Origin of the sequence: Hafnia sp. HMSC23F03 (genome assembly GCF_001816025.1) — a bacterium.
In the GTDB taxonomy this organism is placed as follows: domain Bacteria; phylum Pseudomonadota; class Gammaproteobacteria; order Enterobacterales; family Enterobacteriaceae; genus Hafnia; species Hafnia paralvei.
On record NZ_KV824188.1, the window covers coordinates 1 to 12,902 of the forward strand.

At 49.8% G+C, this 12,902-nt stretch carries 11 protein-coding genes; 1 reads left to right on the forward strand and 10 read right to left on the reverse strand.

Annotated features, from left to right (window positions below):
- Window positions 1–303: 303 nt before the first annotated feature.
- The 5 genes from HMPREF3091_RS01165 to HMPREF3091_RS01185 all read right to left on the reverse strand — a co-directional run bounded on the left by HMPREF3091_RS01165 (window position 304) and on the right by HMPREF3091_RS01185 (window position 6,473).
- Window positions 304–1,605: an inosine/guanosine kinase gene (locus tag HMPREF3091_RS01165; protein WP_070713502.1), complete on the reverse strand. Its 1,302-nt coding sequence runs from the start codon at window positions 1,603–1,605 to the stop codon at window positions 304–306.
- A 102-nt stretch (window positions 1,606–1,707) separates the two neighbouring features.
- Window positions 1,708–2,682 carry a ferrochelatase gene (gene hemH / locus HMPREF3091_RS01170; protein ID WP_070713503.1) on the reverse strand — a complete coding sequence of 325 codons (975 nt, stop codon included), beginning with the start codon at window positions 2,680–2,682 and terminating at the stop codon, window positions 1,708–1,710.
- Between the two features lie 141 nt (window positions 2,683–2,823).
- Window positions 2,824–3,468 carry an adenylate kinase gene (adk, locus tag HMPREF3091_RS01175; protein WP_004091785.1) on the reverse strand — a complete coding sequence of 215 codons (645 nt, stop codon included), beginning with the start codon at window positions 3,466–3,468 and terminating at the stop codon, window positions 2,824–2,826.
- A 225-nt stretch (window positions 3,469–3,693) separates the two neighbouring features.
- The gene (locus tag HMPREF3091_RS01180; RefSeq protein WP_070713507.1) at window positions 3,694–4,833 is read right to left on the reverse strand and encodes a beta-galactosidase BglB; all 1,140 of its coding nucleotides are present in this window, start codon (window positions 4,831–4,833) and stop codon (window positions 3,694–3,696) included.
- Between the two features lie 62 nt (window positions 4,834–4,895).
- Window positions 4,896–6,473, reverse strand: a complete 1,578-nt coding sequence (locus HMPREF3091_RS01185; protein WP_070713511.1) for an MFS transporter — start codon at window positions 6,471–6,473, stop codon at window positions 4,896–4,898.
- Between the two features lie 114 nt (window positions 6,474–6,587).
- On the opposite strand from HMPREF3091_RS01185, the gene HMPREF3091_RS01190 reads away from it, so the two are divergent.
- A complete protein-coding gene (locus HMPREF3091_RS01190; protein WP_139146180.1) occupies window positions 6,588–6,830 on the forward strand; it encodes a hypothetical protein in 243 nt (80 codons plus the stop codon).
- Here the strand turns inward: HMPREF3091_RS01190 and htpG are convergent.
- The 5 genes from htpG to apt all read right to left on the reverse strand — a co-directional run bounded on the left by htpG (window position 6,827) and on the right by apt (window position 12,762).
- On the reverse strand, window positions 6,827–8,695 hold the full coding sequence (htpG, locus tag HMPREF3091_RS01195) for a molecular chaperone HtpG (protein WP_070713516.1): 1,869 nt from the start codon (window positions 8,693–8,695) through the stop codon (window positions 6,827–6,829). The genes HMPREF3091_RS01190 and htpG overlap by 4 nt on opposite strands.
- 175 nt (window positions 8,696–8,870) lie before the next feature.
- Entirely contained in the window at window positions 8,871–9,476 is a 606-nt protein-coding gene (gene recR / locus HMPREF3091_RS01200; RefSeq protein ID WP_004091774.1) for a recombination mediator RecR, read from the reverse strand.
- Complete coding sequence (locus HMPREF3091_RS01205; RefSeq protein WP_004091772.1) at window positions 9,476–9,805, reverse strand: YbaB/EbfC family nucleoid-associated protein; 330 nt, start codon at window positions 9,803–9,805, stop codon at window positions 9,476–9,478. Before HMPREF3091_RS01205 ends, recR begins: the two co-directional genes overlap by 1 nt.
- Before the next feature lie 50 nt (window positions 9,806–9,855).
- Window positions 9,856–11,859, reverse strand: coding sequence for a DNA polymerase III subunit gamma/tau (gene dnaX / locus HMPREF3091_RS01210; RefSeq protein ID WP_070713520.1), 2,004 nt, complete (start codon window positions 11,857–11,859; stop codon window positions 9,856–9,858).
- A gap of 351 nt (window positions 11,860–12,210) precedes the next feature.
- Window positions 12,211–12,762 (reverse strand): adenine phosphoribosyltransferase, encoded by a 552-nt coding sequence (apt, locus tag HMPREF3091_RS01215; RefSeq protein WP_004091760.1) that lies wholly within the window; start codon window positions 12,760–12,762, stop codon window positions 12,211–12,213.
- Window positions 12,763–12,902 lie beyond the last annotated feature (140 nt).

The following is a 12,902-nucleotide window of genomic DNA, read 5'->3' on the forward strand; positions in this document are numbered from 1 at the left end:
GGAAAGGTCAAAATCAAAACAAAAAGCGTGGACGATTTTTAGTTTAAGCATTCGTAGGGAGAGCCGGCACGACAGGGATGTCGTGACGGAGTTTGGGGCGCCCTGGATGGGCGATACCAAACCGGAGCGGAAATGGCATCTCGGATAAAAAGCGCGAGAGTCGAGAGGTTGCGCGCTGGCAACCTCTCGTCGGACGCCTACGCCAGCTGCGTCATGGAAAAATTGATGCTAACGGGCGGACGAAATCTGTCACTGCTCCCACAAAGGCGAATCCTACATAGCTAGGTTACCCGCCCCCACCTCTTATCTCTCCCAATACGACTCTTCTAAGCTATCTTCTCTTTCCGGCAGTCCACGCGTTAGGCGTGGAGAATGCTGGTTAAGCACTTGATAGCTGACGCGGTTGGCGTATTTACACACCTGAGCCAGCGAAGAATAAGTGAGATAAGTACGCTGATGTTTGCTGGAGTTAGGTACATTAGTGCGGTGGAAACCGTTAGCCGCAATATCGTGCAACAGTGCTGCCAATGCGCCATCACCTGCGCCGTTGGTGTTCATGATCTTCTCTGGACCTCCCATATAAGGCGCAATATGCGAGTAGATTTTGAACGGGACGTCACAGGAGGCTTTACGCATTGGGCGGCTGAATTCGTACAGGTTGAATTCTGGAATAACCCCTGGCAGCAGCGGATGCTGGGTTTTGCGTTTCCCATCTTCTTCGGTATAGCCCGCCATATATAAACCAACCGGCCCAGCGGTGCATAACACTAAATCGACCCACTCAAGCGCTTTATCAGATGCCGCCAATGGATCGTTGAGTCCGGTTAAAGCTTCGGCCTCTTCTTCATTCATGGCGACGATCGTCACGTTATCGCGCAAGAAATCACGCCACCACTGTGGATCGTCAGCGATCACAAACTTGGTGCCTAATGTCAGAACCACCGGCACATTGTGCTTTTTAGCATATTCAATGGCTTTCATGGTGGCTTCGCGCATCGGCTCACCCGGCTTGCAGCGTACCAGATAGGCGGTAAGCACCAGCGCTGATGCGCCTGCGATAACATCCTCAGGAATGCTTTCCGGGCGCAGTTGATTCATCATCCCAGGGCTGATGGCAAACGTACGTTCGCCATTTTCACTGATGAGCGTGAAGCAACGCCCAATCGCACCATCAACCCCTTGCAGGTAGTTGAGATCGGTGCGGCTTGAGGTATTACACAGATAACGGTAGGCATAGCTGCCAATTTTCACGTTACTACACATTACGCCAAGCAGAATCGAGCGGTCATCGGCTAGCACGGAGTAATTGTGCATCGTGTTGCCAATCGTGCCGCCGGCAAACTCGTGGGTGATCAGCTTGTTATCGGTTAGCTCTTGATACAGGGCTTCGGCAACATCGTCTTCGATCACCAAAGAATGCCCCTGACTTAGGCGGTAACGAGTAATAAATTCGTCGCTGACTTTCGCTTCAATATCCACCAGCGTTTGGTCGATACCGACCACATAGGAGGTATCAATTTCGCTTTTCTGCGTTGCATGTAGCAACGGATCGCGCGCATTTACGGGGAAATAGTGTTTAGATTTGCGTTGGCCAGGGAATTTCATCAGTGTCGTCAGTGGTTGTGAAAAGGAGGCCGAGAATTCTAACACATCACTTGCTTAATCGTCAGAGCGAGAAGCTCTGACGCAAAATTTCATCGCAGAATATCAGGCTGAACGCCCCATTTGTTCCATGACTAACTGATAAAACAGTTCGATATGCAAAGCATCGTCATTCAACGCAGGAATGTATTCAAACTTTTCACCACCCGCTTCAATGAAGAATTCTTTATTTTGTACCTTGATCTCTTCCAGCGTTTCCAGACAATCAGCAGAAAAACCGGGACAAATCACCTGAATATGCTTTACGCCTTTCGTTGGCAATTGCTCAATCGTTTTATCTGTAAACGGTGTTAACCACGGCTCACGACCGAAACGCGATTGATACGTCATCATGTAACGCTCAGCGTCTAGTCCTAGCGCATTAGCCACCGCACGCGTAGTCGCTCGGCAGCGCTGTGGATAGTCATCGCCCTGATCGGCATAACGTTGCGGAATACCGTGGAAGGAAAACAGCAACATGTCAGGCTGACCGTGTTGAGCAAAACTAGCTCGAATGCTGCTACACAGTGCGGCGATGTAGGCGGGATGTTCAGCATAGTCGCGAATAAAATTCAGCGACGGTATGCGACGCATACTTGCAAAGTGTCGGGCTACGCCATCAAATACCGCAGCGTTGGTCGAGCAGGAATACTGCGGATACAACGGCAGCAGGATAATACGATCAACGCCGGCATCATGAAGTTTATCAATCGCATTTTTTAATGCAGGCTGACCATAGCTCATCCCCAGCTCTACAGGAATATTCGGCAAACGAGCCTGTAATGCGGCCTGCTGGCGGCGGCTATAGACCATCAGCGGAGAGCCCTCCTCCATCCATACAGATTGATAGAGTTTAGCCACGCGCGGGGAGCGGATCGGCAGAATAACGCCGTTCAAAATCGGCCACCAAATCAGGCGGGAAACATCCACGACGCGCTTATCGCTGAGAAACTCAGCCAAATAACGTTTTACCGCAGACGACGTTGGGGCCTCTGGCGTGCCCAGGTTAACTAATAGTACGCCGAATTTTTCTTGCTTCATTGCAGGCCTCAGTTCAATGGGGATAGATTATTGTAACCAAGTTAACGCATAACCCAATCTATTACTCTCATCGGTAACAGACTGATAAATTATGGATATAAAAAAGGCGGCCATCAGCCGCCTGTGTCATTCGAGGCTAAATTAACCCAGAATCGTTTCCAGCTCTGCACGCACGGCAGCAACAGACTGAGTACCGTCTAATTTCACGTACTTAGTGTTGCCTTTCGCCGCTTCGGCGCTGTAGTAACCAATCAGTGGCGCAGTCTGCTGATGATATTCAACCAGACGTTTACGCACGGTTTCTTCTTGGTCGTCTTTACGGGTTACCAGCTCTTCGCCAGTCACGTCGTCTTTCCCTTCAACCTTAGGTGGGTTGAATTTGATGTGATAAACACGGCCAGAGCCCTGATGCACGCGGCGACCGATGATACGCTCAACGATCAGTTCGTCAGGAACATCGAATTCCAATACGAAATCTACGCTGATACCGGCTTCTTTCATTGCGTCAGCTTGAGGGATTGTGCGTGGGAAACCATCCAGCAGGAAACCGTTGCGGCAATCTTCTTGAGTGATGCGCTCTTTAACCAGAGCAATCACCAGCTCATCGGTCACCAGCATGCCAGCGTCCATGATTTCTTTTGCTTTTTTGCCTAATTCGGTACCGGCTTTCACTGCTGCACGTAGCATGTCACCCGTAGAGATTTGCGGAATGCCGTATTTCTCCATGATGAACTGTGCCTGAGTGCCTTTACCCGCGCCAGGAGCGCCAAGCAGAATGATACGCATCGCGTAAATCCTCTTAAATTATTTTTTATAAAATTCAAAAACACTAAACCTTACCATTTTTGTGACCGCTACCTCAAGGAATCGGGATACTGCTGAAACGTGAAACTCGCATAATAAAACGGGCGGCGGTGATTTTTATCTCACCGTCGCCCGTTTTTAGCCTTATGCCTTCAATAAATTAGCGAGGCATCGTGTCAATACATCGCAAGCTGTCGCTATACTGTTTTATAAATAAACCCGCATATATTCCGACAGACACAAGATGGCCATCGCCTGACCATATGGCATGGAGGTCAGCGGAATTTGACGGTAATAGTCATAATCACGCCCCATCGCCGTACCGAACGAAACATTGGTCAGCTCACCCTCTGCGTTAATATGTTTTATCACGCCTTTAACCGCTTTCTCAGCCACAGCCGCGTATTCTGCACCGATGTAGCGCTTCCGTACCGCTTTTAGAATACCGTATGCAAAACCTGCGGTGGCGGATGACTCAACATACGAGTTTGGATCATCAAGTAACGTGTGCCACAAGCCACTTTGATCCTGACATTTCGCCAGCGCTACCACTTGGCTTTCTAATACCTGAATCAAGAAACGTCGGGTGGCATCATATTCAGGCAAATCGAGCAGGTCGATAAACTCAGGAATGACCATCGTCAACCAGCTGTTGCCGCGAGCCCAGCGTGCTTTAGCAAAGTTATGATGACCTTCGAACGTCCAGCCATGGAACCACAGACCTGTCTCACGCTCCATCAGGTGCTGGGTATGCACCAAAAACTGATATTTCGCCTCTTCAATATATTCTGGTTTATTCAGTAATTTACCGATCTTCGCTAGCGGCAACACGCTCATCATTAGCGTGTCGTCCCAGAGCTGTTGGTGATTTTCTTCAGCCAGCGTAACGTGCTGCATTCCCCCACGCTCGGTACGCGGCATTTCATACATCACCCACTCGGCCCAACGTTCCAGATAAGGCAGCCAACGCGGATCACGCGTTTCTTCATAGCGATACGCCAGCGTGAGGAAAGGACAGACCGTATTCACATTTTTGGTTGGCGTCCCCTCGGCAAAGCGCGCGCTAAACCAATCATCAATGATAGCTCGCATCTGTTGGTCGCCAGTCTGCTGATAATATTGATAAATACCGTACAAACCGATGCCGTGAGTCCATTCCCAGCCTGCCCATCCCTTAGTATCGATGACACGGCCATCATCTAGTCGCAGTAAAAACTCTCCGGTTTCATCGCTGATATTAATCAGATTATCGGTCATTTTGCAGATCAAGCTTTTAAGCTCACTACGCGCTATAAAGCGTTCTGGCTGACGTAAAAGCGGGCTATGTTTTACCGGATATACGAGCATGAAAACTCCCTTCATTCATTAATTCAAAAATGTTTCGCATTCAGGACAGAGTGGTACATCACTCATGCATTCTTTAAAATATGCAGCGGCTTAGGGGCCGGTTTACCGCGGTTGAGATAACCAATATTGTTATTTCCCCACAAAGACTCGTAAGGCATTCCCGCCAGCATTTCGACGGTCGCTTTTGCCTCAGGCGTGATTTGTTCAGGAACAATATGGCCTGCATCGCGCATCTTGACGGTTTCCTCACGTAGAATGCTGTGCGTATGCAGGTTGAGTTTGAAGCGCAGGGAGATATAGAAGCCGATGCACAGTACGCAAACGGTGCCCACACTCAAAATCATCAAAATGGTATGACTTACCGCCGGAATCTGAACACTCTGGCCAGAAACAAAGCCGGAAAACTCCATCACAATCCCGACCAACATCACCGCACAAGCCTGAGATGCTTTGCGTGTTAGCGTCATAATCCCCGCAAAAATACCTTCGCGGCGTTGACCGGTGATCACCTCATCCACATCGGCAATATAGGTATAAGTGTTCCAAGGTACGTAGTTAATGCCTCCACGACCTAAACCAGCCAATGCCGAAACCAGCAGAAGTAACAGCAAACTGTCGTTAACTCCGGCCAAATACAGCAATCCATACGATATGCAGCTAACGCCAAATAGCACCACTACCAGACGGTACGATGGCGCAGGTCCAAAACGGATACACAGCGGGATCATGCAGAGGACGGCAAGAAACTGCATGAAGGCCATAACGCTCATGAAGTTGGAAGCCATAGTGGCGCTCTGCATCAGCACAAATACGACGTAATAAGCAAACACCGCATTGAACACGTCTTGCGCAATATAACCGCCCAAATACATCCCCAAATGCTGACGGAAAATACGAATACGCAACGTGGACAAAAGTTCAACATTCAAGCGCTTCAGGCTTTGTAGCAAAGTGAGTTGCTGCTTCTCCTGCCCGGCTTTTAACTGAGCTTCTGACATCTCTTCCCGCGGCCGTTCCCAAGTGAAAAAATACACTAGCGTTAAAACCACTGCGCAGATGATCGAAAACACTAAGCTCGCATAGAAAAAGGAGATAGCGCTGTCTTTTCCTAAATATTTCAATAGGAAACCGGGTAAAAATGCAGCCAAAATGGCAGAGAGTTGTGCCATCGAAATACGTGCGCCAGAAAATTTAGTTTTCTGTTTAAAATCATCCGTCATTTCAGGCACTAATGTTTCGTACGGCACCAAAATCATTGAATAAACAACGTCAAAGAACAGGTAGGTGAGTAGGTAATACCAATAATGCATCTCGCCGACCCACATTAGGCTGTAACTAAACACCAGCGGAATGCCGAGCATAATAAAGAATTTACGCCGACCGAAACGCTTGCCTAAACGCGTCGAGCCGAAATTGTCGGTTAAAAAGCCCATCAAAGGGCTGACGACAGCGTCTAAAACACGCGCCATCGCAAAAATAAATGTCGCTTCGATTGGGCTGAGCCCACAAAACGTAGTGTAGAAATAGAGTAGCCACGCAGCTGTCAAAGCCGTGGTACCTGCTCCGAGAAAGTCCCCAGAACCGTAGGCTAAATAGTTCATTAGCCCAATTTTGCGTCTGTTTTGCAATGGCATTGTCATTACTCTCATTCCCCGTAGTTTCTTTTCTGGGCGATCCGAGAGACATTTCTCTAAAACGAAAAACATCAGGCTCAGAAAACCCTCCCTATGGGTCTAAAGTAGATTTATGACCGATTGAAAACCTTTGAGCGTTTGCCACCGATGGACAGTCAATGGCAAAAATATAAAGACGCTACCGATCAATCTCTCCATTTTATAAAACACCGTTTTGCTTTTATCAAAGCAGGTGTTCAAAAATGCAATGAACGACGCATAAATAAGAAGAAAAGAATAAATAACAAGGCCGAAATTTATGACAAAAAAAAACGCCACCCTATGATAAGGCGGCGTTTTATTACTGATTTTACTAATAATTAAGCCATCAGCAGATCGTTCACTCGTTTAATAAACAAGTTTGGATCTTCTAAGCTCCCTCGTTCAGCTAAGAGAGACTGATCCAGTAATAGCTCAATCCACTCGCCAAAGCGCGCTTCGTCCTGCTCATCCGCGGCTCGTTTCACCAATGCGTGCTCGGGATTCAGCTCAAAGATGTATTTGATTTCTGGCGCAGCCTGACCCGCAGCAGCAAACAGTTTTGCCATCTGTGTCGTCATTTCATCAGCGTCAGTCGTCACGACAGCGGGCGTCTCAGTCAAACGATGTGTCAGACGAACATCCTTCACGCGGTCGCCCAGCAGATTTTTCACGCGGTCGACGAACGGTTCTAGCGCCTTTTCAGCCTCTTTCTGCTCGCTGGTTTCTTCATCAGCGAGTTTATCCAGAGATTCATCTTTTTTGCTCACTGACTGGAATGGTTTACCATCAAACTCAGTCAGATAGCTCATCATCCACTCATCGATGCGATCGGAAAGCAGCAGAACTTCAATGCCTTTCTTACGCAGCAATTCTAGATGTGGACTGCTCTTGGCTGCGGCATAGCTGTCAGCAGTGATGTAATAAATCTTCTCTTGGCCTTCCACCATACGGCTAATGTAGTCAGTCAGAGAAACATTCTGGATCGCGCTATCGTTATGCGTTGAAGCAAAGCGTAGCAGTTTGGCAATCGCCTCAGCGTTGCCGCCATCTTCTGCTGGGCCTTCTTTCAGCACTAAGCCGAATTGCTGCCAGAATTTCTGATACTTCTCAGCATCATCTTTTGCCAGTTTATCCAGCATTTGCAATACGCGCTTGGTCAGCGCGGCGCGCAAGCTTTGAGTAACGCGGCTATCTTGCAGAATCTCACGAGAAACGTTCAGCGGCAGATCGTTGGAATCAATCAGACCCCGTACGAAACGCAGGTAATTTGGCATGAACTGTTCAGCGTCATCCATGATGAATACGCGCTGGACATACAGTTTCAGACCATGCTTGTGATCGCGATTGAACAAATCCCAAGGAGCCTGTGCAGGAATGTATAGCAGGCTGGTGTATTCCTGCTTACCTTCAACGCGGTTGTGGCTCCAGGTCACAGGATCGGTAAAATCATGCGCAATGTGCTTATAGAACTCTTTGTACTCTTCGTCGGTAACTTCAGACTTGGTACGTGTCCACAGCGCCTGCGCTTTGTTGATTTTCTCCCACTTCTGCTCGCCGTCTTCACCTTCTGTGGTCAGAATCTCGACTGGCAAGGCAATGTGGTCAGAGTATTTGCTAATGATGTTACGTAAGCGCCAATCATCAAGGAACTCATCCTCGCCTTCGCGCAGATGCAGGGTAATTTCAGTACCGCGCTCGACCTTTTCGATATCGGCAATGGTGTAATCACCTTCACCCTCTGACTCCCAAAAAACAGCCTGATCGGCGTTGACACCGGCTGAACGGGTACGAACGGTCACTTTATCTGCCACGATGAACGCAGAATAGAAGCCGACACCAAACTGTCCAATCAGTTGGCTATCTTTAGCCTGATCGGAGCCAATTGATTCCAGAAACGCTTTAGTACCGGATTTAGCGATAGTCCCCAAATTGTCGATAACTTCATCACGGGTCATACCGATACCGTTATCGCTCAGGGTCAAAGTGCGGTTTTCTTTATCCGCAGAAATACGTACGTGCAGATTGCCGTCACCCTCATACAAATCTGGGTTAGAAAGCGCACGGAAACGCAGCTTATCCGCGGCATCAGAGGCGTTGGAAATCAGCTCACGCAAAAAGATTTCTTTGTTTGAATAGAGTGAGTGGATCATCAAATGCAGAAGCTGTTTAACTTCTGACTGGAAGCCACGGGTTTCTTGGCCTTTCATAGTTTTGCTTTTACCTCAGTTGATTGCACTCAGACAAAAAATGTTAACAGGTAAAAAATGGGGATGGGATGTTGAAATTCAAGGGTAAAAAATAAATGGAGAAGAAAAGAAGTGCGGCGTGTAATCCAGATCACTTTAATCCGTGATGGATCACACGCCGATCTTGCGCAGCCGGTTAGAACCTCACCGGATTACGTCCAGCCAGAGAGTGTGACAACGTGGTGCCGTCAACCATCTCCAGCTCGCCGCCAACCGGTACACCGTGAGCAATACGTGTCGCTAACACACCGTGTGAGCTACACATCTCTGCAATATAGTTAGCCGTTGCTTCGCCTTCAACCGTTGGGTTAGTCGCCAAAATCACCTCGGTGAGTGGCTCCTGACCCAAACGCTCTTCCAAGCGATCCAGACCAATATCCTGCGGGCCAATTCCGTCTAACGGAGACAGATGCCCCATCAAAACAAAATAGCGACCGGAGAATTGACCCGTTTGCTCTATCGCATGAATATCCGCTGGGCTTTCCACCACACAGATTTGTCCGTTCTCTTTGCGACGAGAATTAGAACAAATCGTACAGATATCCTGCTCAGTGAAAGTACGGCAGTCTTCACAATGACCAATTTCAGACATTGCTCTAGTCAACGCCTGCGCCAAGCGCATCCCACCGCTGCGATCGCGCTGCAGCATGTGGAATGCCATGCGCTGCGCCGATTTCGGGCCAACGCCCGGCAGGCAGCGCAGCGCTTCCATTAATGATTCAAGAAGCGGGCTGGTTTGCATCAGAATGGCATCTTAAAGCCCGGCGGCAACTGCATACCGCTGGAAACTGAAGCCATTTTCTCTTTCTGGGTTTCTTCAATACGGCGTGCCGCATCATTGAAAGCCGCAGCGATCAGGTCTTCCAGCATCTCTTTGTCGTCTTCCATCAGGCTTGGATCGATTTCGATACGACGGCAGTTATGTGCACCGTTAATGGTCACTTTTACCAAACCCGCGCCAGATTCACCGGTAACTTCCAGTTGGGCGATCTCTTCCTGCACTTTCGCCATTTTGTCTTGCATTTGCTGGGCTTGCTTCATCAGGTTGCCCAATCCGCCTTTACCAAACATAGTGTTCTCTCTTTGCGTGGGGCTGCGTCGGCATCATGCTGACACAGCAGTTAAACAGGGCGGATGCTCTCTTCATCCAGTTCGGCGTCAAAGAAACGTCGCAAAGTCTGGATGTTGCTATCCGCAGCAATCGACTGGCGAGCCTGCGCCAGTTTTTCTTCGTAAATCGTCTGCCGCCATTCCAGCGGCGTCAGTCGCTCTGGATTATCGTCTTCGATAATCGTCAGCTCAACCGGACGACCGTAATGTTCACTCAGCGCCTGAGACAAAGTCTGTTGCGCAGAAGCGGAGTTTAAATGACGTTGCGAAGAACGTAAATGCAGAAGCACCTTGCCCTCTTCTGCTGGCTCACGAAACGCATTCAACGCCAACTGTTGAACCAGTTTAGGTAAACGCAGCTGATTCAACTCCGCCGCCCATTCATCGCGGGCCAGCGACTCCTCGGCCAGCTTTGCCGCCAGCTCAGGCGTTTTTTCATATTCCAGCGCGGTCCGCAACGCTTTTGGCGTGGCGATCTCCTCGCGCTTAGCCTCTACCGCTTTCGTCTGTGCTTTCCAGCGGTAGGCCTCTTTTTTTAGCGGTTTAGTTTCTGCTGCCGCAGCCTGACGCTGCTGGCTACGCTCCGTCACTGATGCCAAACGCTCCAGTGCTGAGCTTGCCGGCCGCGCGGTGACTGGCGCTGCCGGCTCATTCTTTTTTGGGTCAGTACCCCCACCCGTTTTTTGACGTAGCTGACTTCTGGCCTGTAACAATTGGGCCGTTGCGTCAGATAAACCGGCAGGTTTTGCCATCGGGCGCGCCGATGCTGCTTCTTGAGGCTGGAATTGCCCCGCGGGCGGCATGCCTTGCATATCGGGTGAAGAATGCTGTGTCGGCATATAGCTAGACGGGGCCGCCGATGCGGTACTTTGCACAGGCATACTTGGCAGTGCGGTCTGAGGTGCCGCCACTGGCTCAGCAATCACCACTTTTGGGTGAAAAGCCAGCGCACGCAGCAACGTCATTTCCACGCCCATGCGTCGGTCTGGCGCATAGGTCAATTCTTTGCGACCGGTCAGCAACACCTGATAGAACAACTGCAAATCTGAAGGTGGCAGCGTACGTGCAAGCTCGCGTAAGCGTTGTTCAACGGAAATATAATGGCTATCCAACGCGTTTGGCAGCAGCTGTAACATCGCAATACGGTGCAGCAACGTCAGGGTTTCAATCAGTAGATTTTCCCAATCCACGCCGCGTGAAGCCGCTTGCTCAACCAGCGCCATCACCTTTTCGCCATCGGCATCCACCAGCGCTTCGATGATCGCCAGAGGTTGCTCATCATCCAGAGTGCCAAGCATCTGCCCTACGGTTTCAGCGGTAATTTGGCCTAATCCCATCGCGATCGCCTGATCGGTCAGGCTCAGCGCATCACGCATACTACCTTCGGCAGCACGCGCAAGCAGTTGCAGAGCGCGTGGCTCGGCGGTGAATCCTTCCGCCGTAGAGATCTTTTCCAACTGGGTGCGAATTTGCTCAACGTCTAATGCTTTAAGATGGAACTGTAAGCATCGAGATAAAATCGTCACCGGCAGCTTTTGCGGATCGGTGGTAGCCAGCAGGAATTTGACGTGCGGAGGCGGCTCTTCCAACGTTTTCAACAGCGCATTGAAGCTATGGCGGGAGAGCATGTGCACTTCGTCAATAAGATAGACTTTGAAGCGACCACGCGCCGGTGCGTACTGTACGTTGTCCAGCAGGTCGCGCGTATCTTCAACTTTAGTACGCGACGCCGCATCGATTTCCAGCAGGTCGACAAAACGTCCTTGCTCGATTTCACGGCAGTTATCGCATACGCCACACGGCGTAGAAGTGATGCCCGTCTCGCAGTTCAGCCCTTTCGCCAACAGGCGCGCGATGCTGGTTTTACCCACGCCGCGGGTACCGGAAAACAGATAGGCGTGGTGAATACGCCCTAAGGAAAGGCCGTTTGCTAGCGCGGTCAGAACATGTTCCTGACCCACGACGTCAGAAAACGTTTGTGGACGCCACTTACGGGCAAGTACCTGATAGCTCATTGATACTCATCATTGGTTTGTAAGGGGTAATTTCAGTATGACTGCAAAAACCGCGATGCTGATCGGGGTTATCATATACCGACCGGGGTTCATTCCGTTTACCTACGCTCTGATTTCTAGACAAAGACATATGAATTGAATCATATGTGGAGGCAAACAGAACAATCTCAACTATTGATTAGCTTAGCCGCATTTGAGGGCGACATATTAGGTTATTGTAACAGTAGCTTTATGCTGATTCCTAATTACTTTCAGCCAGACAAACACGAAGTCGCCAAGATGATAAAAATGCAAAAGCCCCGCATTCGCGAGGCTTGGTATCTGTTCTTAGTCGGGGCTTATCCGCAGCGATTAATGGCCGGAGAAGTCGACCAAACTATAACAGTTGATCCCTTGAGCCGTCAGGCGCGCTTCGCCACCCAAGTCAGGTAAATCAATAATAAATGCGGCATCGGTAACCACGCCACCTAAACGACGGATCAGTTTGACCGTAGCTTCGATGGTGCCACCGGTCGCCAGCAGATCGTCAACAACCAGAACGTTATCGCCCGGCTGAATGGCATCCTGATGGATTTCCAGCGTGTCGGTGCCGTATTCCAGTTCATAGCTTTCGCTCAGGGTCGCACGCGGCAGTTTGCCCGGCTTACGCACAGGAACAAAACCTACGCCAAGCGCCAGTGCAACAGGCGCACCAAACAGGAAACCACGAGCTTCAGTACCCACGACTTTAGTGACACCAGCATGGCGGTAGCGTTCAACCAGAAGCTCGATGCTCAGCGCATAAGCCTTTGGGTCTTCCAGCATGCTAGTGACATCACGGAACAAAATCCCTGGTTTTGGGTAGTCCGGGATGGTTTTAATGCTTTCTCTAAGGAATTCGATTTGTTGTGCTGTAGCGGTCATAAAATTGTTGCCTGATAAAACAGCGGGTCCGGGCTAACGCAAGCCACCTGAACTTCCCCCGATGCGTAACCTGTCTTTTCAGATCAGCGAAATTCGGATATAGAAACAAGGGACAGGGAGGTAACCCGCGCACGAAAACG

Excerpts from the sequence above, each read along its gene's own strand:
- HMPREF3091_RS01165 (WP_070713502.1), bottom strand. The coding sequence starts at position 1,605 with ATGAAATTCCCTGGCCAACGCAAATCTAAACACTATTTCCCCGTAAAT.
- hemH (WP_070713503.1), bottom strand. The coding sequence starts at position 2,682 with ATGAAGCAAGAAAAATTCGGCGTACTATTAGTTAACCTGGGCACGCCA.
- adk (WP_004091785.1), bottom strand. The coding sequence starts at position 3,468 with ATGCGTATCATTCTGCTTGGCGCTCCTGGCGCGGGTAAAGGCACTCAG.
- HMPREF3091_RS01180 (WP_070713507.1), bottom strand. The coding sequence starts at position 4,833 with ATGCTCGTATATCCGGTAAAACATAGCCCGCTTTTACGTCAGCCAGAA.
- HMPREF3091_RS01185 (WP_070713511.1), bottom strand. The coding sequence starts at position 6,473 with ATGACAATGCCATTGCAAAACAGACGCAAAATTGGGCTAATGAACTAT.
- htpG (WP_070713516.1), bottom strand. The coding sequence starts at position 8,695 with ATGAAAGGCCAAGAAACCCGTGGCTTCCAGTCAGAAGTTAAACAGCTT.
- recR (WP_004091774.1), bottom strand. The coding sequence starts at position 9,476 with ATGCAAACCAGCCCGCTTCTTGAATCATTAATGGAAGCGCTGCGCTGC.
- HMPREF3091_RS01205 (WP_004091772.1), bottom strand. The coding sequence starts at position 9,805 with ATGTTTGGTAAAGGCGGATTGGGCAACCTGATGAAGCAAGCCCAGCAA.
- dnaX (WP_070713520.1), bottom strand. The coding sequence starts at position 11,859 with ATGAGCTATCAGGTACTTGCCCGTAAGTGGCGTCCACAAACGTTTTCT.
- apt (WP_004091760.1), bottom strand. The coding sequence starts at position 12,762 with ATGACCGCTACAGCACAACAAATCGAATTCCTTAGAGAAAGCATTAAA.